At 59.6% G+C, this 22,972-nt stretch carries 17 protein-coding genes; 7 read left to right on the top strand and 10 right to left on the bottom strand.

The features are described from left to right. The first annotated feature begins 475 nt into the window (after window positions 1-475). On the top strand, window positions 476-2,089 hold the full coding sequence (locus K419_RS0106335; RefSeq protein ID WP_026840847.1) for a glycerol-3-phosphate dehydrogenase/oxidase: 1,614 nt from the start codon (window positions 476-478) through the stop codon (window positions 2,087-2,089). A gap of 104 nt (window positions 2,090-2,193) precedes the next feature. Here the strand turns inward: K419_RS0106335 and K419_RS0106330 are convergent, their stop codons facing one another. The 4 genes from K419_RS0106330 to K419_RS0106315 all read right to left on the bottom strand — a co-directional run bounded on the left by K419_RS0106330 (window position 2,194) and on the right by K419_RS0106315 (window position 7,615). Further along, a complete protein-coding gene (locus K419_RS0106330; protein WP_026840846.1) occupies window positions 2,194-3,048 on the bottom strand; it encodes a hypothetical protein in 855 nt (284 codons plus the stop codon). Beyond that, a complete protein-coding gene (locus K419_RS0106325; RefSeq protein WP_026840845.1) occupies window positions 3,036-3,470 on the bottom strand; it encodes a hypothetical protein in 435 nt (144 codons plus the stop codon). Before K419_RS0106325 ends, K419_RS0106330 begins: the two co-directional genes overlap by 13 nt. Continuing rightward, on the bottom strand, window positions 3,470-4,771 hold the full coding sequence (locus tag K419_RS0106320; RefSeq protein WP_026840844.1) for a porin: 1,302 nt from the start codon (window positions 4,769-4,771) through the stop codon (window positions 3,470-3,472). The genes K419_RS0106325 and K419_RS0106320 overlap by 1 nt, the downstream gene beginning before the upstream one ends. A gap of 156 nt (window positions 4,772-4,927) precedes the next feature. Then, entirely contained in the window at window positions 4,928-7,615 is a 2,688-nt protein-coding gene (locus K419_RS0106315) for an OmcA/MtrC family decaheme c-type cytochrome (protein WP_026840843.1), read from the bottom strand. 469 nt (window positions 7,616-8,084) lie between these two features. On the opposite strand from K419_RS0106315, the gene K419_RS0106310 reads away from it, so the two are divergent. The 3 genes from K419_RS0106310 (at window position 8,085) to K419_RS0106300 (ending at window position 9,887) form a co-directional block, all read left to right on the top strand. After that, on the top strand, window positions 8,085-8,297 hold the full coding sequence (locus K419_RS0106310) for a GSU3473 family protein (RefSeq protein WP_026840842.1): 213 nt from the start codon (window positions 8,085-8,087) through the stop codon (window positions 8,295-8,297). A gap of 279 nt (window positions 8,298-8,576) precedes the next feature. Further along, window positions 8,577-8,786, top strand: a complete 210-nt coding sequence (locus K419_RS0106305; RefSeq protein ID WP_026840841.1) for a hypothetical protein — start codon at window positions 8,577-8,579, stop codon at window positions 8,784-8,786. Between the two features lie 360 nt (window positions 8,787-9,146). Continuing rightward, window positions 9,147-9,887, top strand: coding sequence for a C40 family peptidase (locus tag K419_RS0106300; protein ID WP_026840840.1), 741 nt, complete (start codon window positions 9,147-9,149; stop codon window positions 9,885-9,887). Between the two features lie 222 nt (window positions 9,888-10,109). On the opposite strand, the gene K419_RS0106295 is transcribed toward K419_RS0106300, so the two are convergent. Both K419_RS0106295 and K419_RS0106290 read right to left on the bottom strand, forming a co-directional pair. Next, a complete protein-coding gene (locus tag K419_RS0106295) occupies window positions 10,110-10,664 on the bottom strand; it encodes an NADPH-dependent FMN reductase (RefSeq protein ID WP_026840839.1) in 555 nt (184 codons plus the stop codon). A gap of 124 nt (window positions 10,665-10,788) precedes the next feature. Beyond that, window positions 10,789-11,913, bottom strand: a complete 1,125-nt coding sequence (locus K419_RS0106290) for a sensor histidine kinase (protein ID WP_026840838.1) — start codon at window positions 11,911-11,913, stop codon at window positions 10,789-10,791. 177 nt (window positions 11,914-12,090) lie between these two features. Here K419_RS0106290 and K419_RS0106285 point away from each other — a divergent pair, with 177 nt between their 5' ends. Beyond that, the gene (locus K419_RS0106285; protein WP_026840837.1) at window positions 12,091-12,279 is read left to right on the top strand and encodes a hypothetical protein; all 189 of its coding nucleotides are present in this window, start codon (window positions 12,091-12,093) and stop codon (window positions 12,277-12,279) included. Window positions 12,280-12,362: 83 nt separating this feature from the next. Next, window positions 12,363-13,292: a DUF1566 domain-containing protein gene (locus tag K419_RS0106280; protein WP_026840836.1), complete on the top strand. Its 930-nt coding sequence runs from the start codon at window positions 12,363-12,365 to the stop codon at window positions 13,290-13,292. Window positions 13,293-13,637: 345 nt separating this feature from the next. On the opposite strand, the gene hpnH is transcribed toward K419_RS0106280, so the two are convergent. The 4 genes from hpnH to shc all read right to left on the bottom strand — a co-directional run bounded on the left by hpnH (window position 13,638) and on the right by shc (window position 19,937). After that, window positions 13,638-14,636: an adenosyl-hopene transferase HpnH gene (gene hpnH / locus K419_RS0106275; RefSeq protein ID WP_012531791.1), complete on the bottom strand. Its 999-nt coding sequence runs from the start codon at window positions 14,634-14,636 to the stop codon at window positions 13,638-13,640. A 117-nt stretch (window positions 14,637-14,753) separates the two neighbouring features. Further along, window positions 14,754-16,661, bottom strand: coding sequence for a 1-deoxy-D-xylulose-5-phosphate synthase (gene dxs / locus K419_RS0106270; RefSeq protein WP_026840835.1), 1,908 nt, complete (start codon window positions 16,659-16,661; stop codon window positions 14,754-14,756). A gap of 230 nt (window positions 16,662-16,891) precedes the next feature. Next, window positions 16,892-17,881 carry a hopanoid-associated sugar epimerase gene (gene hpnA, locus K419_RS0106265; protein WP_026840834.1) on the bottom strand — a complete coding sequence of 330 codons (990 nt, stop codon included), beginning with the start codon at window positions 17,879-17,881 and terminating at the stop codon, window positions 16,892-16,894. A 13-nt stretch (window positions 17,882-17,894) separates the two neighbouring features. Continuing rightward, window positions 17,895-19,937, bottom strand: a complete 2,043-nt coding sequence (gene shc / locus K419_RS0106260; protein ID WP_026840833.1) for a squalene--hopene cyclase — start codon at window positions 19,935-19,937, stop codon at window positions 17,895-17,897. Window positions 19,938-20,170: 233 nt separating this feature from the next. Between shc and K419_RS0106255 the strand changes: the two genes are divergently transcribed. Next, on the top strand, window positions 20,171-22,819 hold the full coding sequence (locus K419_RS0106255) for an MMPL family transporter (RefSeq protein WP_026840832.1): 2,649 nt from the start codon (window positions 20,171-20,173) through the stop codon (window positions 22,817-22,819). Window positions 22,820-22,972: the final 153 nt, after the last annotated feature.

The following is a 22,972-nucleotide window of genomic DNA, read 5'->3' as shown; positions in this document are numbered from 1 at the left end:
CCAACGCTTTCAGGTGATGTTCAAAGGTAAAGGTCATGGGTCTGTTGCTCCTTGATTGTACTGGGGTGACTGAAGATACCTCATCAAGGGCAGGCTTGAACAGACGCATGAAAGAAAAGGGTGCCGTATGCCTGGCACAAGGCAAGCAATGTTGTGGCATATTCATAACTCCGCAATATCAGTTAGTTATGAATATGCGCCGCGCGTTTTTCCCTCTCCTTGTCAAGAGAAAAATGCCACAACACTGCTTTTTATTCGATTTTTAAAGAGCGCGCTCAGACGTGCAATTTCTTAACCGGACACTACTGGGGATAACTGCAAAAACAAAAAACATATTGGTTAAACCAGAAGCTTTTGCATGGTTTTATCCCTTTCATCCGTTTTTATACCTGTTAAACGCCTTTGCAGTTATGGTTTTCCTCTGTGATCCTCTGTGTCCTCGGTGGTGCATGCCTTTAATGTTTTGGAGGTTTAGGTGACTGACAGAAAAGAGCGTCTGGACAGGCTGAAATCGGGGGAGATCTTCGATCTTCTCGTGGTAGGCGGAGGCGCTACCGGCTGCGGTATCGCGCTCGACGCGGCAAGCCGGGGCCTCAAGGTGGCGCTGGCCGAGCGGCGGGATTTCGCCGGCGGCACCAGCGGCAGGAGCACGAAGCTTTTGCACGGAGGTGTGCGCTATCTGGAGGCTGCGGTCCTGCACCGGGACAGGGTTCAGTTCAACCTGGTGCGCGACGCGCTGCACGAACGCGGCGTGCTGTTGAAGATCGCGCCCCACCTGTGCCAACGATTGACCCTGGTCTCGCCGCTGTACCGGCTGGCGCAGGTCCCGTACATCTGGGCTGGGCTCAAGTTCTACGACCTTTTGGCGCGCGGTGCGGGCCTCGGGCACAGCCGTTACCTTTCCCCTTCCGAGATGCTGCGGCGTTTTCCCCAGATAAAAGGGGAGGGGCTCAAAGGCGGAGTCCTCTACTACGACGGGCAGTTCAACGACGCCCGCATGAACGTCGCGCTGGCGCTGACCGCACTGAGGGAGGGGGCCGCCCTCAGCAACTATCTGGAGGTGGTCGGGCTGGTCCGGGAAAAGGGGAGGGTGGCCGGCGCACTGGTGCGGGACCCCTTGGGGGGGGCTTCCTGGCAGATCCGGGCCCGCTGCGTGGTGAACGCCTGCGGCCCTTCCGCTGACCTCCTGCGCCGGATGGACGACCCTACGGCCGCGCCGCTTTTGCGGTTGAGCCGCGGCAGCCATATCGTGCTCCCAGGGAAGTTCGCCCCGGCAGACACCGGGATCATGATCCCCAAGACCGAGGACGGGCGCGTCGTCTTCATCCTCCCCTGGCAGGGGATGTGCCTGGTCGGCACCACGGAGGAACCCGCAACGGCCGGCACTACGCCGGTTGCCGACGACAAGGACGTGGATTACCTGCTGCGCCACCTGCGGCGCTATTTCAACCTCACCGTGGACGAGGGGGACATAATGGCGCGCTGGGCTGGGTTGAGGCCGCTGGTGCACGATCCTTACACGGCGGATACGGCGGAGCTTGCGCGCGACCACGTCATCAGCTGCTCCCCCACCGGGCTCATCACCATCGTCGGCGGGAAGTGGACCACCTACCGCAAGATGGCGCTCGACACGGTCGATTTTGCTGTCGCCAATATGGGACTCGCCCCCACCGGGGCCTGCCGCACCGACCGTATCATGCTGCATGGCGGCAAGGGGGTCGAGGAGCAGGGGGCTACCGCGTTGGCGAAGCGCTTTAAGCTTCCCCCCGACGTCGCCCTGCATCTGCACGGCTCCTACGGGACATTGGCGACCGATGTGGCGCAGCTTTGCCAGGGAGAGCTGGGGGATAGGCTGGTGCCGCCGCACCCCTACCTTAAGGGCGAGGTGCTTTACGCGGTACGGAACGAGATGGCGCTCTCTCCCTCGGATTTCCTGGAGCGGCGCATTCCCTTGGCGCTTTTGGACCAGAGGGGGGCGCAGATAGCGGCTCCGGTGGTGCTGGAGATGATGGCGCAGGAGTTGGGATGGAGCCAGGTGCGGGTCGCGCACGAGCGATCGGAACTGTCAAACCTGCTGGAACAGGGGTGACCACAGCAAAGGATCGTAGGGGAAAAGGCCTTGGCTGCAAAAAGAGGGGGCTCCCGGATCGGATCCGGGGCCCCCTTTTTGCTTGCTTCAGGAGTGCCGTGGCGTCAGAAATGGCATGCCGCGCAGGAGCGTCCCGTGTTGGCGACCTGGACCCTTGCGGTCCCTGTGGTGAACATGGCAAAGCCGGTGAATCCGGTCTGGCCGAAGTTCGGCGTGGTGGGCGTGGTCCCGGTTATCCTGGTGCTTCCGGCGCCTACGTGGATGGTCTCGGGTGTGCCGGTACCGTGGCAGATAGGTATCGAGCACTCGGCGGGGCCGTAGGTCTCGACGTACACGCCGTGGGCAGGAAGGATGGTCGGGACGGGGAATCCTACCCTGGTGGTGAGTCTGGGCGGCAGCCAGCTGATCGGGTGGACCGAGAAGGCGTTGCCGATGTGGCAGCTGGAATCGACTACCCCCGGTTGGTCATCGAAGCAGGACGGGCCGGAATTTGCCACACCCCGGTAGTTGCTGCCGTGGCAGAAGGCGGTGGCGCAACTAGCGGTCACCTGGGTGGCCGGACCGATGAGCGTGGTGCCGAGGGTGCCGGACCCCAGGGTGCCGATATCGGCCAGTGTGCGCCCTGTTTGCAGCACTTGCTGCCGGATCCACTCACCGTGCCGTGCGTAATCGTGCGCCCCCCACTCAAGCGGGTGCACGTCCGTTGGGCTGCCCAGATGACAACCCGTGCAGGCGACCTTGGAGATGCCGCCGGTCAGATCCGTGCCGTGGCACTGGGTACAGTCCTGCAGGTGCCCGAAGGCGGCTGCCGCATGCCGGGCTGGAAGCCAGTCGTCGGGATGGGCGCCCAGGTCGGGGTCGTAGCTTGAGTGCGAGTTGTTGTCCCCGCAACCGGCGAGCAGCAGGACCAAAAGGCACCAAAGCATGACAGCTTGAGCTGGTCTGGTTATCGATGGCATGTCTTGCACCTCTCGTTGTTTTCTCTCCCGTGGCACTTAACGCAGGAGGCGGGATTGATCCTGCCGTCGATCCTGTGCCGGCTGAGGTAATCGCCCCGGTGAGGCAGATTCAGCTCGGGCCTCTCCTTGTACTTGTCGTTGGGCTTGATTTCCTCTTTATGTGCATGGCAGTCGACACAGAAGGATTCCTTGTGGCAGGTTGAGCAGGCGGCCCGCTGCTGGGCGGCGTAGAATTTATGCTTCAGGTAGAAGTCCTGTGCCTGGTGGTTCAGCGCGGTCCAGGTGTCGGTATGGCATTCCGCGCATCTGGGAAGTCCCTTTACCTCCTCGGGGTGCACCCGGGCTATGCTGCTGGTGCTGGCACAGGCGTAAAGAAACGACAGCGTCACTCCCATCAGGACCATCAACGATATCTTTTTCACTATTTCCCCTCCTTTCCGAAGCCAAATGCATAACTCAGCTTCACCAATCCGCGCAGCTCGTTGTCGAAGTCGGTGCTCCTTTGGTAGTCGATGTCCGCTGCGACTCTCAGGCTTCGGTTGAAGTTGTATCCAGCGGCCGCGGCCAGGGAGTAGGTGTTGGTTCTCCCGGTGATGCTGCTGTCGAAATCAACATCGAAGAAATCGAGGGTCAGGTCGGCCGGTCCGAACTTTTGCGTAGCCCAGGCCCGGTACTGGTTGTAGCGCAAAGGTCCCGTGTCGCCGTCCATGCGGTGGAAGGAGGCGCCGGCGGTCAGGGCGGTAGGGGTCGTGAAACTGGCGGTAACGCCGTAGTAGTCGGCCTTGCCGGCGATCTCGTACTCGTAACGGTTGTACTCCAGCGCGACGTTTACGTTCTTCGTGGGGAGGAGTCCTATGCTTCCCCCGACGTTCCAGAGCTCCTCGTTGGGATCCAGAATGCCGTTGGTGAGGCTGAGGGCGCTGGTAGTGACATGGTAGAAGTAGTCCTGATAGTCGATGCGCTGCATCGAGGCGCTCAGCCTCAGCGCGTCCATCGGGGTTACACTCAGGGTGTAGGCGTGTTCGGCCCAGCCTTTACTGAGCGAGTTGTAGCTGGAGCGGCCGCTTATGTCCAGCTGCGGTATCGGGTGCAGCCAGAGGTCGACCCCTTCCTCTTCGCGCAGGCCTTCAGCGTCGGTCTCGTTTCTGAGGGCCGAGAGGCCGATGGAATAGTACGTGGGCATGGTGTGGGCGATCCGGCCGCCGTAGAACAGTTCTCCCCCTTCGAAGTTCGGGTTGGTAGTGACGGGGGTGCCGACGAAGGTCGCCGCGGTAAAGCCGGCGGCGAGATCGGTCCTCAGGTACAGGCCGTCAAGCCTCTCGGTGGCGACCCCCTCGACTACCCACTGGCGTCCGGCGTTGAACTGGAGGTTGTTCTTGTTGGCCCGGTAGCTCAGGAAGCCATACTGGATGTCTCCGTCGCTCCTTCTTTGGCTGCTTCTGTCCCCCAGGTCGATGCGTCCCCAGCCGCCCAACTGAACCGATATGGTCCCTTGGCTGCCGGTGTCGCTCGCTGAGAGGTTCAGGTACTCGTAGAGCGGGAACAGTTGGTCATCCCGCGTGTTCTCCCTCAGGCGCAGGATGGTCAGGGAATCTCCGGAAATCGAGGTTGCGTAAGCCGCCGGGTGGTTGAAGGCAAGCAGGGAACAGGTAACCAGTGCGGTTCCCGCTAGCTTCAAAACACAGGGACGGACGGCTCCCGTTATTTTCTTTTGGATTTTCAAGACATTTCCTCCTTTCTTGGTTCCGTCTCTGTTTGCTGGTGGGGAAATGCAGTTGCAAATAAAACCGGGGGCAGATGGGCCCCCGGTTCTGCAGGTGTTTTCGAGGAGCGATGGGCCGGGGCACTCTCGTGCCCCGGCCGGTTGTGGCGCTTATTGTTACCTCTGGTGAACCACTACGACGTCGGCCACCCGCCCTTCGCCGTGGCAGAGCACGCATTGCTCGGTGGCGGACGGCAGGGTCGAGCGCTGGACGCCCATGTTGGTGTAGGACGGCCCAGCCAGGCCGGCGCCAAGCTGCGCGCCGTTAGCCAGCATGTGCGACTTGGCCAACGCGCTGTCGTGGCAGCTGACGCAGGAGGCGGTGATGGGCGCCACCACCAGGTCAGTGAGGTTGGGGACCGTGGTGCGTGCCGCGGTGATGTCGCCGGTCGTCGCGACAGAGGCGCCCTTGGTCACCTGGGTCGACGGCAGGACGTTGGGCGGCAGGTTCGCCTTGTAGGTCTGGCGGTTGGTGCCGGCGGGGGCGCTCAGGTGGCAGGCCTCGCAGTTGGACAGCAGGTTCGGGAAGGTGATTTCCTCGCCGGCGATCAGGGTGATGCCCCCCGGACCCGGGCCGTTACGCACGTCGCGGATCGGGTTGGTGCGGATGCCGCCTTCTGCCGCGCTCCCGGCATGGATTCCGTGGATCAGGTCCTTGAAGTTGTTGGAGAACTCGGGGAAGTTGTTGAGGGCGTATCCCGGGGTGGCCTTGTTGAAGGCCGGGTCCCAAGTGGTAAGGATGCCGAGCTGGATTGGCGTGAAGGCAAAGCCGGCGAGCTTGGCGTCGGAGATGGCACGGCCGCTGGTGGTCAGGTTGGGGTTATGGCAGGTTACGCAGAGCTGGGTCTGGTACACCCGCTGCCCGCCGTGGGCTTCGAAGAACTCGTGGCACCTGGCGCACTTTTCGGGATCGACTACCGTGCGGCGCGCTGTGTCGCCCGTGACAGGTATGATGACCGCCTTGGTGTGGCGGCCGGCGATCGAGGCGTCAAAACCGGTCTGGGTGAAGTAGCTCTGCATCCCGACCGCGCGCATACTCGCCCCTACCGGGAAGGCTGCCGCCGATTTGATGGTCGCCGTGTAGAAGCCGTTGCTGTCCGGGCCAGCGATGCTGCCAACAGCTGCGTTAGTGGTCGTATTGAGCAGCGCGGCGATGGATACCAAGGCAGGTTGCGCCTCCACTTTGCCGAGGTTGTTGTAATCGGCCGGAACAGCGGTGCCGGTCTCCAACTGAGGGCTTGCGTAGGCCAGCAGGAAGGACGGGCTGCCGGTGAAGCCGGCAAGCGGCGCGGTGAGGCCGGGCGCGGCCGTGGCCAGCGTGATGGGGGTGCCATTGCCGAGGATGCGGAAGACGATGGTCAAGTCGTTGCTGGTCCCGTTGATGGTCGCGCTTTGCAGCTGGTATTCGAAGTTGGTCAGCCCGGCGATCGGCTGCGGATTGAGGGGGCTGGCGAGCGCCCTGGCGTGCGAAGTCTGGATCGCCGTCGTGGTATGGCAGCCGGTGCAGGCCGAGTCATTGGTCTGTACCAGTGTGCCGTCGTGGCCCACGCCAGTCGAGAAGTGGACGCCGTCGTGGCAGGAACCGCAGGCCTTGCGGCTGGGCATGGTATTCCAGTTGTTCCCCTGCGGAGTGACCGCCAGTTGCTGAGGCGTGTCGCCTCTGTGGCACTTGCGGCAGAGCGCCGGGTCCTGGCTGTAGGCGATCTCGTTGAAAGCTAGCCCCGCATAGTTCGAGCCAGTCAGGGTCAGGTTGCTTCCCATGTGGATCTTGTGCACCATGGTCACGAACTCTCCCATGACTTGCACGTCGTCCGTGTTAACGTCTGCCGTGGCGCTGTCGGCTGTGACATAAATGTTTCCGGGGGTGAAGGCGCCGGCGGTAGCAACGGAGATGGCGTGTCCGTAGGCACGCTGGCTCGTATGGCAGATCGCGCAGTAGCGGGTATCTACGCGGCCGGAATGAGGCGTTGTGATGCCCAAGCCGAAGCCCTTGTCGTTGAGGTTATTGGGATCGCCCGGGCTTCCGTGACACTCGTTGCAGTACTTGGTGAACACGATGTTGCGCTCCTGTGCGTTAGAGGTCGAGGAGGTCACCACCTGGCCGGTAGCCGGGATGAAATCGTAGACGATGTTGAGCGCATTTTTGAAGGGAACCGACGGGGAGGTGTTCAGGATGGTCCCGCCGTACTGGATCACCAGGCGGTGGGTAAGGTTCGGCTGATAGGTCAAATCGCCCAGGTCGCTTCTGCGGTTGTTACCGGTGAAGGTCATGGCGTTAACCTGGGTCTGTATCTGGGTGATGTCGCGGGCGAAGGTGTACTGGTAGGTGCCGTCGCCGTTGTCAATCAAGGTCCCCTCACGGTCGCGCTCGGGTGCCCTGGCTGCAGCCGGTGTGCTGGAGCCTGGGGCCGGAACAGTGGTCACTAAGTAGTTCACCCAGTGAGACGGGCTGCCGTTGGTGCCGGGAACGAGTTTAGCAAGGGTGAAGCCGAGGTTTTGCAACTGCCCAGTCGAGTTCCTGGCACCGATGCCGACTACGGGGTTACCGTTGCTGTCGAGGATCTTGAACTTGACGACCGGCGGACTGCTGATGGAGATGCTGGTAACCGTGCTGTTGGTCTGGTCGAAGGTGAGATTCGCCTGCTGTTGCGGGGTAAGGGAGCTTATATTGGTGAATGAGGTGGCGTTCTTGCCAGGTTCACCCCGATCACCCTTGTCCCCTTCGCAGCCGCCCAGAAACAGTGCGGCTGCAGCGGTTGAGGCAATCAAGAAAGTTGAAAACTTTTTCCATAGCGTGCCTTGCATAAATCCTCCTTGTCTCTGGTCAGATGCCTGTGTTGCCATTAAGGCTGCTGCTGAACTGGGAAAAGAGAGCCGTAGCGAGCGCTGCTTCAGGGGGGGCTTGGGGAGGGGATGCTTTATGAGCTATCGTACTTCACGTCAATCATGTGACCACCTCCTGTTTTTATTAGACATTTCAAACACGGTACAGTAACTTAACAGTTATTCATGAAATGGCAAGGGTGGTAACTTAGATTTTTGGTTATTCTTAATGTGTAAAATGAGGTGCTTTTCGGTGTGCGAAGCGACGGTGGAGGGGGACGCAGGATGGTTTGGCTGGTTAAATCGCTGCTGCCGATGGCTCGTATGGTCTTGGCCAATATTGTCTTGAGCTAAGAGCGAAGCTAGGCTAGAATCGGCTTGATGGCTGGGCATGAGTTTTGAAACGGAGGTGAGTCTATACTGGAAAGGAGCAGACAAGAGGTGAGTTTAGATGGGAATTCCGGTTATTTTCAAAAACGGCGAAGAAAAGAACGTGCCGTCATATATGCTTGACTACCTGATCCGGGAAAAGAAGATTGTCGCTTTTCTAAGATCTTCGGGGTGGGTTCAGATCGGGCGCGATCCTATACGCAAGGCGCAGCAACCGCTTACCAGGTCCGGCGAGAGATGGAGTGATTTCCTTTTCAAGAGGAACCAGGCCTAGGCAAAAGCCATTTCCTATCTGATCTAAAATCCTTTACACATAGGGCATCAGGCCAATGCTCACGTTACTATCGGCGCCGCGCTGGGAAGTTTCAGGCGAGTTTGACATTCAGGGGATGCTGCATAGAATCGTAAAGTGTTTTCATTGTAAGATAGAGATGACAGACGAGTCATAGGAGTGGGCGCCGTAGTAATTGAATGCATAGGGGCTCTGTCGGCAACCCGCCCATACGCAAGGTTTCTTTTACTCTTTGGCGCGTTAGGGCGGCAGGAGGATGTCATGGGGACGAACATCGAGCATGACGAAAGCGGATTCACCTGTGAATGCGGCCTGCGTAATGATTATCCTAACTATGTACAGGCCCACTGGAGTGTGAAGCTGGCTTATACCTGTGCCTGCCACAGACAGTATATTCTTTACCAAGGGACCGTTGTGAAGACCTCGCGGGAGACCCCCGAGGTGTACGACAGCGAAGCCTTCGGCGATTAGAACCGGCTGCAACTTGCTCCCTGCATCATAATTCGTCCTTTGATCACCTGCGAACGGCGCCTTCTGCGGCGTTGTCTCCCCTTCAGTAGAAAAGGGCCGGTGCCATCGTCTTCCGCAACTGCACCGGCCCTTCTTTTCTCTCTTAAATTCCCCTTTTTGCATCGTGCTCCTGTTGTTTGGCTACCCTTTTGCAAACTGCTGTTGTGGAGTAACTCAGCCAGCACCAGTCAGGCCGGCAGATGCCGTTTCAGCTACTTAGCTAACGGCACGGTGACGGTCCGTTGACATTTTGTCAAAATCACCACCACCAAAGGGTGGAAGTGAGGTAGGTAGCACCACAGGTGCCATAGGAAAGACGCGATGAGCATTCAGCCTTTGCAGGGGGCAATAACGCCCGCTACAGCTTCAGCGACACGCAGCGCCACCAAGCGGGGCAGCGGGAGATCCTCATTCGACGCCCTGCTCGATGCGATAGACGGGCCTCGCGAGGGGAACACGGTGGCGGCGCCACAGGCCGCGGCCGAACTGCTCCGCATCGAGATGATGCAAAGCTCTCTCTCTTTGTCGGGGGATGCTGCCGAATCCCCCAGGGCCGGAACCCGGGCGGTGGAAAACTTTCTGGCGAATCTGCGCGGAGCCAAGGAGTTCTCCCGCGGACAGGCATGTGCCGCTGCGGCCCCTTTTGCCGCACCCGTAGAGACGCCGCCCAAGGCCTCCATGTCCGCGGCCGGGGACGAACTTGACTCCATCGGCGCGACCGCGGCGCAGTACCTCGGCATCCCCTATCGCTTCGGCGGGGAAGGAGCTGCGGGTATCGACTGTTCCAGCTTCGTGCAGCATGTCTACCGCGAGCACCAGGTCGATCTTCCCCGGACCGCCCGGGAGCAGATCAACGTCGGCGTCGACGTCGCCGAGGGTGACCTGCGCAAGGGTGACCTGGTCTTTTTCCAGACCTACGCCTCCTATCCCTCACATGTCGGGATCTATCTCGGGGACGGCAAGATGATCCATGCCTCGTCGGGGAAGGGGGAGGTTACCATTTCGGACATGAACAGCAGCTACTATCGTCCTCGCTATCTAGGCGCCAGGCGTGTCGTCTGATTAGTCCCGTGCCGGCGCCTGCGGCCGGCGCCATTTCCAGCTCTTTCCGCTTCCAGCAAACTCTATTTTATGCTCTCCTGATTCCCGAGGCGTTCAGCATGTAGCGACTTGAGCAATTCGGGCTCGTGTCCGGTTCCAACTGATCCATCCCTTGCACGCGAAAAGGGGCGCGCACCGCAAGGTGCCGCCCCTTCTTTTCTTTGTGCTCCAGGATCGCCATCCCTATTCGGCGTGGCGTTTCACCCAGAGCACGTATCGATCCATCCATCCCTGCAGGAAACGAACGGTGTCCGCGCTAGTAATGTTGCCCGCCTCGTCGAAGAAGCCTTCCTTTACCTGGATGAACACCTCTGGCTGTCCCATCGTGGGTGCGTCGAGGTAGGCCAGGCAGTTGCGCAGGTGCTGTTGCGCCAACGCGGTACCGATGGTCCCGATAGACGCTCCCAACACCCCGGCGGGTTTGCCGGTCCAGGCGCTGTCCCCATACGGGCGCGAAGCGTTGTCGAGGGCATTCTTCAGAACCCCCGGAATCGAGCGGTTGTATTCGGGGGTGACGAAGATGACCCCCGAGGCGGCCCTGACTTCGTTTTTGAGCCGGACGACGGATGCAGCCTGGTTTGCGTCTTGGTCCTGGTTGTACAGCGGCAGGTCGCCTATCTCCAGTTGCTTGAAAGAGAACTCGCTCGGCCCCAACTTTATGAGCGCCTGGGCAAGCTTTCTGTTGATCGAGTCCTTGCGAAGGCTTCCTACAATAATTGCTATCTGGTACTGGCTCATGTCTGTCTCCTCTTATCGTTATAGTCTATGCGTTTGTTGCATGAGATACGACTATACCAGTTCCAGATCGAAATGCTACCCAACCGCCGTCGCTCCAAAGCATCCTGGATGAAGCCAAACAGAACTATCCCTTCGGAAGTGCGAACCTGAAGACAGTTCCTTGCTCTTGGCAGGAGTTAAAAGTCACCCTGCCGCCGAGAAGTTTCTCGCCGATGAGCTTCATCGAATAGGTGCCGATGCCCCTGCCGTTTCCTTCCTTGGTGGTGAAGCTTCTCTGAAAGATCCTGTACCGAACTTCCTCCGGAATACAGGTGTCGTTCCAGACGCAGAAAGTGAGAGCATCGGCGCTTTCCACGAACCACGCCTTGACCTTGCCGAACGCATCCGTTGCCTCCAAGCCGTTCGTCACCATGTTGCACATCACCCGCAGCGCCAGAGAGACGTCGGTCCTGATGGACAGTTGAGGCAGTTCCCCAGTCAAATCGAGCGTTTTTCCGATTGCTGCCGAATGGCTGTCGAACATGTTCTTCAGTTCATCCCGCAGTTGCTGCGGTGTTGTTTCCTCCCGCGCCACCCGCAGTTCGCTGATGTCGTTCTTGAAAAGGCATCGCTGGACTTCCATTTCCTTGTACAGCCTCTGGGCCGACTGTTGCAGCACGTTCACCAGCATGGAGTCGTTGCCTTTGGCGTCAAGCAAACGGCTTACTCCCAAAAGCCCGGTCAACATGTTCCCCATGTCGTGGAAGAAGGTTCTCTCCAGCGCGGCTCTCAGTTCCTCAAGTGTTATATCCTGTAGGAAGAGCAGAACGAACTGTCTTCCTTCGATCGTTAGCGGGCTTGCCTTCACCAATAGTGAAAACTCAGCTGATCCACCCCCCCTGTTCGCCGTGACTGCGCATACCCTCTCCTCAGGCTTGTTGTGAGCCAGGGTCGCGGTGATGGCGATGGCGGCGCCGCAGGTAGAGCAGTACCTGGTGGTGCCGCATCCGGACGGCTCTTCGTTGCAATGGACGCAAGCCAACGCTTCGCCCGGGCGCAGTCCCAGCACTGCTCCCGGATCTTCGATCCCGAGCACCCGAAGCAGGGAGTCGTTGAGCGCAACCACCTGTCGGTGCTCATCGAGTACTGCGATAAGCCCGCTTATGCTGTTCAACAATTCATGAATGATCGGGTTGCAGGCGACAGTTGCTATTTCTTTCTTCAAGGTGTCAGTGTCTGCCCGCTTTGCCGGAGCGAAATAAGTATCCACGGGTTCCTCCATGTCATAGAACTGCTGCAGATCCCAATCAGAAGGGGGTTCGAAAAAGCTATGTGAGAAGACAAAAAAGAGTTGTTGTCATAAATTCGTTTCAATTTATTCTCCTTCATAACCATTGTCAATAATATCGCTGCAGGCTTCGACTTTCGCTTTGCAGAGGTCATGTCAATGCCGAAGCTTTTTCTTCTCGTCATCCTGCTCTTCTCTTTGATCCTGTCATCTACTGGCGTCGAACCGCGCCGGATCGGTACCGATGTCAGGGGGGGCATCTCCAGCGGCTACAACAGGCAGGAGGTGACCCGGAAATTTATCGGTAAGGATGTAGCAGGTTTAATCCAGAAGCCGTACATGTCTTGAGACATTGGGGAAGGTCCTGCAGCAGATCGTTGCCTGACGTCCGATTCTGACTTCTGATTGAAAAAATTAAAAGGAGGGTGACAGTGAAACTCGAAAAAACGTTTAGGCGAAATATTTTTACTGCTCTTTTTATTGCAACAGTTGCACTGGCCAATGATGTCAATGCAGCCCTAGTCGATCTAGGCGGGGGGATGATCTATGACAGTGATCAGGACATCACATGGCTGCAAGATTCCAATTACACCCTTCACCATGGTCTCGGCGGGCGTAACGGCCAGATGACCTGGGCTCAGGCAGATACTTGGGCAAGGACCTTTACCTTTAACGGCAATTCTGGCTGGCGCCTTCCTCATGGCCCCACTGCGAATACCTCAGGGGCTTTAACTGTGAATGCAACAGGCGGAGAATTATATAATCTGTACTATCAACTTGGGAACACACAGACAAGCGGTTGGAAAAACAAGGGGCCATTCAGCATGATCTGGCCAGGCTCCTTTTGGACCGATTTAAGCGCAGGCTGGACGACTTCCCACCATTGGATTTTTGACGGATCTCTAAGCAGTAATTATCTCATTGGGCCGGATTCGAACCTCGAACTTGTATGGCTGGTACGGGATGGGAAGGCGGTAGCACCGAGCCTGTCTCTTACCGTGTCCTTTTCAGGCAGCGGGAAGGGCAATGTGACAAGCAGTCCCGCAGGGATCTCAACAAGAGTCGCAGCGACAGCGAAATTTCCGGCGGGATCAGCCGTTGTCCTCACCGCCGCCGCGGCAGCGCCACAAACGGTGCTTCAATCGGTCAAGCTGCCAGGCGGTAGAGCCACCAAGGTGCCGATGCAAGCCATCAGCAGTTTTGCCGGTTGGTCCGGTGACGGGTCGTCCTGTCCACCCACGCAAAATACCTGCACCGTCACCATGGATAAGGCAAAGACCGTTACCGTAACGTTCAACCGCAAGGTCGTGCCGTTCAAGCCAAACCTGCCCGAGCGTATAGACCCGGACAAGCTTCGATAGAAATTATAATCCTCGCGGTATGCTCGCAGAATCTATTTGCAGTCCAGCAACTGGCAGCTTTTGTCACAGGTTGTATTGAACACAACATTTGTGTTGGTATCCCAGTGGCGAGGGCGTATATCCGAGAAGGCGCTGCCAGGAAAGCTGCAACCGTTCTACGACTGTTTGCGGAATGGGTCAAGACAAAGAGTGGAAACTGGCGGCGTGATCAAACAGATGTAGAAGCAGAAGAAGGGGCCTAAAGGCCCCTTCTTTTTTTCTCTAGGCAAATGGAATGTCACTTCCTCCCGCCTGAGGCTCTGCGCCTCGTTCGGGCGCAACCCCATCCAGAGCTGGGCTCAGGGGTTAAGTCAAGTTCCAGCAGAACATCTCCCAGATATCCTTCCAGCTCTTACCTATCTCTCCCACCACGGTCGGCTCGAAGCCGCAGTGCATCATGCACTGGGCGCAGCGCGGATCCTTGCCGACGCCGTACTTCTCCCACTGCGTCTTCTCCATCATTTCGGCGAAGCTCCCGTAGTGCTCGTCGGTGATCAGGTAGCAGGGGGCCTTCCAGCCGCGCGGGTTCCTGGTCGGGTTCCCCCAGGGGGTGCAATCGAGTTCTTTCGCCCCTTTCAGGAAACGAAGGTACATGGGCGTGGAGAAGAACCGGAAACGCTTGCTCATCTCGAAGACTTCCTCGAACTTCTTCTGGATTTCCCGCCGCTCCAGGAAGAGCTTTTCTCCCACCGCCTCGTAGCCGAATCCGGGCGCGACCAGGAAGCCGTCGACGCCGATATCCTTCAGGTGCGAGAAGAGCATCTCTATCTCGATCAGGTCGGTCTCTTTGAAGATGGTGGTGTTGGTGCAGAGCCTGAAGCCCAATTGCTTGGCTTTGCGGATGGCGGACATGGCGATCTTGAAGGTGCCGGGGCGTTCCAGTATCCGGTCGTGGGTCTCCTCCATGCCGTCCATGTGCACGTTGATGACCAGGTTCGGGTGCGGCTTCATGCTATCCAGCGCCTTTTCTAGCAGCAGCGCATTGGTGCAGAGGTAGATGTGCTTGCCGCGCTCCAGTACCTTTTCGATGAGCTGGAAGATGTGCGGATAGAGAAAGGGTTCGCCGCCGGTTATGGTGACTACCGGCGCCGGGCATTCGTCAACCGAGTCGAGGCACTGCTTCAGTGACATCATCTCCTGAATGGTGTCGGCGTACTCCCTGATCCTGCCGCACCCGGAGCAGGCGAGGTTGCATAGGTGCGTAGGCTCAAGCATCAGTACCAGCGGGTACTTCTCTATCTTGTTCAGCTTGTTGGAAACGATGTACCTGGTCAGATCATAGTTCAATCGCATTGGAAAACGCATGGTAAGTAGGCTTCCTTTATGGCTCTGGATTTTACGGACGAACAAGGTTGCGGGACAAGCCGGAGAAAATCTTCCGCTCAGCCTGTCCCGCATCTGGTTACTCCCGGGGATTTTAAGCTATTTGACCACGGCAAGCTGCGGAGACGTTCCGCTCTCCCCTTTGAGGAATGCCTCGCAGGTGGCGGCGATGCCGGCGGCATCGAGACCAAGGTCCGCCCTCAACTGTGCCTGGGTCCCCTGCTCTATGAAGCGGTCGGGGATGCCGATCCTCTTGATCCGGACCGCGTTCAATCCCGCGTCGGAAAGAAGTTCGAGCACGGCGCTGCCGAAGCCGCCCAAAAGCGCGTTCTCTTCGACGGTGACTAGGCAGCCGGTCTTTTTGGCCTCGGCCAGGATCAGCTCGGAGTCGATCGGCTTTATGAAGCGCGCGTTGACCACGGCGGCGAAGATTCCCTTCTGCCTTAGCTGGGCCGCGGCCTCCAGTGCCGGATGGACGGTGGACCCTATGGCGACTATGGTGAGATCGCCGCCGTCGATAAGGAGTTCGCCCTTGCCGATGGGCAGCTCCTGCAGCTCCTGGTCCAGGGGGACGCCGAAACCGGCGCCGCGCGGGTAGCGCAGCGAGATGGGACGCCCCGAGTAAAGGGCGGTCTTCAGCATGTGCTGCAGTTCGTTCTCATCTTTGGGCGCCATTACGGTCAGCTCGGGGAGGTGCCGGAGATACGAGATGTCGAAGCTGCCGTGGTGCGTCGGGCCGTCGTCGCCGACGAGGCCTGCGCGGTCGAGCGCGAGGGTGACCGGCAGCTTCTGCAGGCAGACGTCGTGGAAGACCTGGTCGTAAGCACGCTGGGTAAAGGTGGAGTAGATGGCGGCGACCGGGCGGAACCCTTCTACGGCGAGCCCCGCCGCGAAGGTGAGCGCGTGCTGCTCGGCTATTCCCACGTCGAAGAAACGGTCCGGGAAGCGCTCGGCGAACGGCGTCAAGCCGGTGCCGTCGGGCATGGCGGCGGTGATCGCCAGTATCTTCGGGTCTATCTCGCCCAGCTTCACCATGGTGTTGCCGAAGACGCTGGTGTAGGAAGGAGGGGGGAGCTTGGCCGGGGAGGCGCTCGCCGGCTTGGTGGGCGCCACACCGTGGAACTTGTCCGGCATGGTCTCGGCGGGCGGGTAACCCTTTCCCTTCTTGGTCATCACGTGCAAAAGAATCGGCCCTTCGAGCCGTTTCACGTTTTCCAGCACACCCAGGAGGGTGGGGAGGTCGTGCCCGGCGATGGGGCCGACGTACTCGAAGCCGAGACCCTCGAAGAGGGTGCCGGGGGTGAGGAAACCCTTGAGCGAGTTCTCCGCTTTCTTCGCGAAGTGCAGGATGTTGCCGCCGATGGCAGGGATGTTGGCCATGAGCGCCTCCATCTCCTTCTTCAGGCTGCGGTAATAGCCGCCGGTCATCTTGCGCGAGATGAAGGAGGAGAGGGCGCCGACGTTTTTGGAGATGGACATCTCGTTGTCGTTCAAGACCACTATCAGGTTTTTCTTGAGATGACCCGCCTGGTTCAACGCCTCGAAGGCCATGCCGCCGGTAAGGGAGCCGTCGCCGATGACGGAGATGATGCGGGCCGCATCCTCCTTGAGCCCCTGCGCTACCGCCATGCCGAGCCCGGCGGAGATGGAGGTGGAGGAGTGACCTACGCCGAAGGCGTCGTGGGGGGATTCCGCGCGCTTGGGAAAGCCGCTGATCCCCTTGTAGCAGCGCTGGGTGTGGAAGCTGTCGCGGCGGCCGGTGAGGATCTTGTGGGTGTAGGCCTGGTGCCCGACGTCCCAGATGATCTTGTCCTTGGGGGAATCGAAGCAGTAGTGCAGCGCGATGGTCAGTTCCACCGCTCCGAGGTTGGAGGCCAGGTGTCCGCCGGTCCTTGGCACCGTCTCCAGGAGAAAGGCGCGCACTTCTTCGGCAAGGGGAGTCAGTTCCTCGGCATCAAGCTTCTTCAGGTCGTCGGGACCGTTGATCTTGCTTAGCAGTCTGTACATGGATCTCCTTGAGAACCCGTAGCGATATCAATGCAAAAAAAGAAACAAAAGTCCAACATCTAAAACCATTGGCACGGAGAAAATCTGAGAACTTCTGAGTATAGGCAAAATCCTGAGAAACCTTCTTGGGGAAAGACAGAACCTTAATGCTTGAGTGTTTTCTTATCAAAGTTCTTGTCTTTCTCAGACTTTCTCAGAAGTCCTCCTTGTTAATGGTTTAGGTTTTTGCTTCACCGGTTTACGTAGCCGTTGCTGCGGAACCATTCTACGGCTCGCTCCAGCGCGCCTTCCACGGGACAAAGCGGCAACCCCAACTCGCTCACCGCCTTCCCCGAATCGAAATACATGAACTTCGCTGCCATCTGCACGCCGGCAAGCGGTATCAGCGGCTCTTTCCCGGTCACGGCCGACAGCGCATGGTTCGCGTAGGCGGCGAACAGTATCGGATAGTAGGGGAGCTTCACCCGCGGCGCCTTGAGACCGGTGATGCCGGAGAGGATCTCGAATATCTCGGCCAGGGTCAGGTTGCGGTTGCCAAGGATGTACTTTTCCCCGACCCGCCCCTTCTGCGCCGCCAGGATATGCCCCCGGGCGCACGCCTCTACGTCTATCAGGTTCAGCCCGGTGTCCAGATAGGCGGGCATCCGGCCGTTCAAAAAGTCGACTATGATCTTCCCCGTCGGCGTAGGCTTCACATCCATCGGCCCCACCGGGGTCGACGGGTTCACGATCACGAGCGGCAATCCCTTCTCCAGAAACGATTCCGCCGCCCGCTCGGCGAGGAACTTGCTCTTTTTGTAGTCCCCCACCATGTGGCAAAAATCCACCGGGGTGCTCTCGTCGCCGGGGGTGCCGTCGCCGGGGTTCCCCAGGGTCCCGACGCTGCTGGTGTAGACCACCTTCTCGATCCCCGCCGCGAGAGCCGCCGACAGTATGGCCCGGGTCCCTTTGACGTTGACATCGTACATGGCCTGCGGCGTGCGTGTCCAGAGCCGGTAGTCGGCGGCGGCGTGGAACAGCGCCTGGCAGCCGCTTAGCGCCTGCACCAGCGCTTCGCGGTCGCTCAGGTCCCCTTCCCGGATCTCCACGTCGAGCCCGAAGAGGTTGCGGCGGTCCGAGCCGGGCCGGGCCAGCACCCGTACCTCCCAGCCGTCCTTCAACAGTTCGCGCACGATGCTCGCGCCGATGAACCCGGTGGCGCCTGTGACGAATGCTTTCACCCGCGCGCTCCGGTCACGGCTGCGTCCTGGTCAGGGTGCGGTAGGTCCCCAGGGCCATGAGCGGGAAGCAGTTGCGGTAGATGTGGTACTTGATCATGAAGTACTTGGGGAACCCGGTCCCGGTGTACTGCTGCTCGTCCCAGGTCCCGTCGCTGTTCTGGGTCGAGATCAGGTACTGCACCCCGCGCACCACGGTCGCCGAGTGCATCTCGCCGGCCGCCAGAAGGCTTAGGAGCGCCCATCCCGTCTGGGAAGCGGTGCTCTCGCCGACCCCTGCCAGGGTCCGGTCATGGTACGACTGGCAGGTCTCGCCCCACCCGCCGTCGATGTTCTGGCGCGACTTGATCCAGTTCACCGCCTTGCGGATGTATGGCTCATCCATGTCCTCGCCTATGGCGGCCAGCCCGCAAAGGACGGACCAGGTGCCGTAGAGGTAGTTGACCCCCCAGCGCCCCCACCAGGGCCCCTCCGGCTCCTGCTCCTTCTTCAGGAACTCGATGGCGCGCTGCGCCGCAGGGAAGGTGGCGGGGTAGTCGAAGGTCCCCATCAGCTCCAGCATGCGGCCGGTCAGGTCCGCGGTGGGGGGATCGATGAGCGCCTCCAGGTCGGCAAAGGGGATCTTGTTCAGGACGTGCTTGGTGTTGTCTTTGTCGAACGCCCCCCAGCCTCCGTTCTTGCTCTGCATCCCCAGGCACCAGTTGATGCCGCGCTTGATGGCAGCGTCCATGGCCTTGCGGTCCTTCACCTGGATCCCCTTCAGGGCGATCATGGCGAAGCCGGAGTCGTCCACGTCCGGGTACCAGTCGTTCAGGAATTCGAAGGCCCAACCGCCGGCTTCCAGGTTGGGGGACTTGACGCGCCAGTCGCCTGCCCGGGTCACCTCCTTGTCCAGAAGCCACTGGGCCCCCTTCACCAGGGAGGGGTGGTCGGGAGGAACGCCCGCATCCAATAGCGCCTTTAACGCCAGCGCCGTGTCCCACACCGGGGAGACGCAGGACTGCAGCACCAGCTGGTCCTCGGTCTCGATGCAGAAATTCGCCAGCGCCCTCAACCCCTGTTCCACCGCGGGGTGGTCGTTCTGGTACCCCAGCACGTTGAGCGCAAGGATGGCGTTCAGCATGGCCGGCTGGATGCCTCCCCAGTCGCCGGTCGGTTCCTGGTGCTCCAGCACCCACTCCTCCGCCTTGGCCAGCGCCGCCTTCTTGAACGGGCGCAGCGGGCTCTTCTCGTACACCTTGAGCACGCAGTCGAGACCTAGGAAAAATTTCTCCCAGGTGAAGAGGCCCTCGTTCTTGGCGAAGCTGTAGTCCGCCGCGGTGGGCTGCCGCACGAAGAGTTCCTGTACCCGCGCGGAAGGGGGGACGCGGCGCACCGGGCGGCTGTGCATCACCACGGAAAGCGGGACAATGGTCGCCCTGGCCCAGCTGGAGAATTCGTAGAGGTTGATGTAGGCCCAGTCCGGCAGGAGGTTCAGCTCAACCGGCATGCTCGGGACCCCCTGCCAGTCGAACTCGCCGAAGAGCGCCAGGAAGATCTTGGTGAAGACGCGGCTCTTGACCACCCCCCCCTGCTCCAGGATGAAGGCGCGCGCCTTCGACAGGGCCGGGTGGTCCTCCGGGTAACCGGAGAGTTTAAGGGCGAAATAGGCCTCGATGGTGGTAGAGAGATCGCCAGGTCCGCCGTGATAGATGGTCCAGAAACCTTCTTCGGTCTGTTTAGAGAGCAGGTAGTTTGACATCTTGCGCTGGCGCTCAGGATCAACCAGCCCAAGGAAATGGAACAGCATGATGTATTCGGCGGTGATGGTGGCATTGGATTCGAGTTCGGCCCACCAATAACCTTTGGGTAGCTGTTCCTGAAAGAAAAAGTCGCGGCTTCCTTCAATGGCCACATCCAGGGGGCTCTTAGCCCTGCCCATCTTCCGCTTCCAGATTGAAGCAGGAAGGTGGTGCACCTTTGCTCCACTCTGTTGCTCTACGCTTTGCTCTGGCTCTGCAACGTTACCGTTGAATGAGGTGAGTGCGTTTGATATGGGGTGCTTGAAAGGGGAGGTCAAAACGTACTCCTTTCTGTCAGGTTGGTGAAAGCTAACAGAGTGTAGCCTCTTACTCTGATTGTTACAAGTGTCGAAACTTAACACGGTTTTCCCAAAAGGTACAATATTTTTTTGATGGGGGAAGATTTTTTTCTTAATTAAAACAATAGTTTGTTCCCTGGTGTTGATTGTAGTGGCTGTGTGTGCTAGGTTGCCTGGTCCTGAGCTTTTGTACACGAAACTGACGAGGTTCTATGAAAGAAACGGCAAAAAGAGGCAGCCTCCTCTTCTCCCTTTCCTCCCGCCGTCCCTGGCTGGTACTGGTTACGGCGTTGCTGCTGTCGGTGCTTTCCCTGTGGCTCACCTGCCAGCGCATGGAGTTCCTGACCGGCAGGGACGACCTGATGCCGCAGAACACCGCCTTCAATCGCGACTTCCGGGAATTGCGCGCCGACTTCGGCGACATGGAGGAAATAGCGGTGGTCATCGAGGGGAACGACCCCGAGCGGGTGGGCGCCTTCGGCAACCGGCTCTACGGCACGCTCTCCAAGGAGCCCAGGTACTTCTCCGACGTCTTCTACCCGTACGCACTCCCCTTCTTCCAGAAAAACGGCCTGCTCTTCATGCCGCTTGAGGATATAAAGGAGCTGCGCAAAAACCTCTCCCTTGCTGCGCCTGCCTTGAAGGCACTCGCCGCATCCCCGTCGGTGCAGACGCTCTTCACCCACCTGACCCGGAGCATGGAGCGCTGCGCCGCTGGGGACGAGTCGCAGCTTCCCGGCGTACTGTTCATGCTGGACAAGCTCGGCGCAGGCTTCCAAAGCTTCGGCGGCGGCAAAGGCGCGCCCCCCTCCATGGAAACCGTCTTCATGAATCCGGACTCCTCTTTCGCCAAGGCGGGGAGGCAGCAGATCCTTACGGTGCTCCCGGTGAGGGATATGCAGGGATTCGTGCCGGCGGCGGGGGCGATACAAAAAGTGCGCGCCGAGGTGGCCAGGCTGAAGGCGCTTCCCGAATTCAAGGGGGTGACCGTCGGGCTCACCGGAACGCCGGTGCTGGAAAACGAGGAGATGGCGACGAGCCAAAACGACATCGCGCTCGCCACCGCGGTCTCCCTGGTGCTGACCGTGATCCTGCTGCTTTTGGCCTTTCGCGGCGTGCTCAACGTGCTGGCCGCAATGGCATCCCTGCTGGTGGCCATCTCGCTTTCCTTCGGCTTCGCCACGCTTGCCGTCGGCCATCTCAACATACTTTCCATGGTCTTCGCCGTGATGCTGATCGGCATCGGCATCGAGTACGGGATCCAGGTCGTGCTCCGTTACCAGGAGGAGTTGAACCTGGGGGCGGGGGAACTGCCGGCGATCAAGACCGGGCTGGAAAGAAACGTCTGGGCCATCATCATGGCTGCGGCGACGGTGGCGGCCGCTTTCCTCACCTTCGTCCTCACCGATTTCAAGGGGATAGCGGAACTCGGCATCATCGCCGCGGGCGGGGTCGCCATCTGCGTTCTGGTCACCTTCACCGTCCTTCCCGCCATGCTGGTGCTCCTTTCCCGGCACAGAAAGCCGCACGCGCGGCAAGGGTTGACGCACTTCTCGGAGCACGGCGTCGTTGCGAGGATCGTCTATGGCCGCCCCAAGCTCGTCATCGCGGTCACCGCTTTTTGCTGCCTGGCATCGCTCTACCCCCTTTCCCGGATCGCCTTCGATTACAACCTGATGAACCTGCAGGCCGAGGGGCTCGAGTCGGTGACCTACGCCTACAAGCTGATGAAGAGCAAGGAAAACAGCGGCTATTTTGCCGTGGTCACCGCGAAGAACGAGGCGGAGGCGCGGGAGAAGAGCGCGCGGCTGGAAGCGCTGCCGACGGTGGATCACGTGGTGAGCCTGCATACCCTGGTGCCGGACCGCCAGCCGGAAAAGCTCGCCGAGCTGGCGGCCATAAGGCGCGAGCTTGCCGACGTCAAGCCGGCCCCATACGAGGAAGAGCTCTCGCTCATGGAACTGCCGACCGTTTTCGAGAATTTCAGGAACGCGGCGGTAGCGCTCAAGGGGAAGCTGGAAAAGGAGCGCCGTCCCGAGGCGAAGCAGGTCTCCTCCTTCGTGGCCGTATTGGACAAGTTCTTCGCGGGGCTGGAAAAGGAGCGGGACAAAAACGCCGTCGGAATGCTGCAGGAGTTCCAGGGGGGGATGTTCCGCGAGCTGCCGCTGAAGATAGAGGCACTGAAGCAGAGTCTGGACGCGTCGCCGGTCACCGAGGCCGACATCCCGGCGGAGCTCCGTTCGCGGTTCGTGGGGAAGAGCGGCAGGCTGATGCTGCAGGTTGCACCCAAGTGGGAGATCTTCAACCGCGAGCCGCTCGAGGACTTCCTGAACCAGGTGAAGAGCGTCGATCCGCATGCGACCGGGCAGCCGGTGATGGTTTACGAATCCATGACCATCATGCGCGACGCCTACCGGCTCGCCTTCATTTACGCCTTTGCCGCCATCGTGGTGATCCTGCTGGTCGCCTTCAGGAGCGTCAAGTTCGCCGCCATAGGTCTTATCCCGCTGGTCGTCGGCGTCTTGTTCATGGTGAGCGGCATGTGGCTTTTCGGGATCGACTTCAACTCTGCCAACATCATAGTCATGCCTTTGGTGCTGGGGATCGCCGTCGACTCGGGGATATACATCATCAACCGCTTCCGGCGCGAAGAGGGGAGTGCCGCGGCGGTCGTTCTGAGCAGCACCGGGGTCGGGGTTCTGCTCAACACCCTCACCATCATGGCCAGCTTCGGCGCGCTCATGGTGGCGCATCATCAGGGGGTTTTCAGCATCGGCGCCGTCATGTCGCTGGGGATGGTCGCCTGCCAGCTGGCCTTCATGGTCACGTTACCGGCGGTGCTGACCCTGGCCGGTAAATGATGAGCAAAGCAAGACATCAGTCAAAACCCCTAACAAGGAGAAAATCTGAGGAAATCTGAGCAAAGCGGGAGAGAAGCTAAAAACCAAAACCATTAGCCACGGAGAAAATCTGAGAGAAGCCAAGCTTAAGCATGGGATTGTGAGAACAACATC

This window comes from Citrifermentans bremense R1 (assembly GCF_000426865.1).
GTDB lineage: Bacteria > Desulfobacterota > Desulfuromonadia > Geobacterales > Geobacteraceae > Geomonas > Geomonas bremensis.
This window is presented reverse-complemented; position numbering and strand designations above follow the sequence as displayed.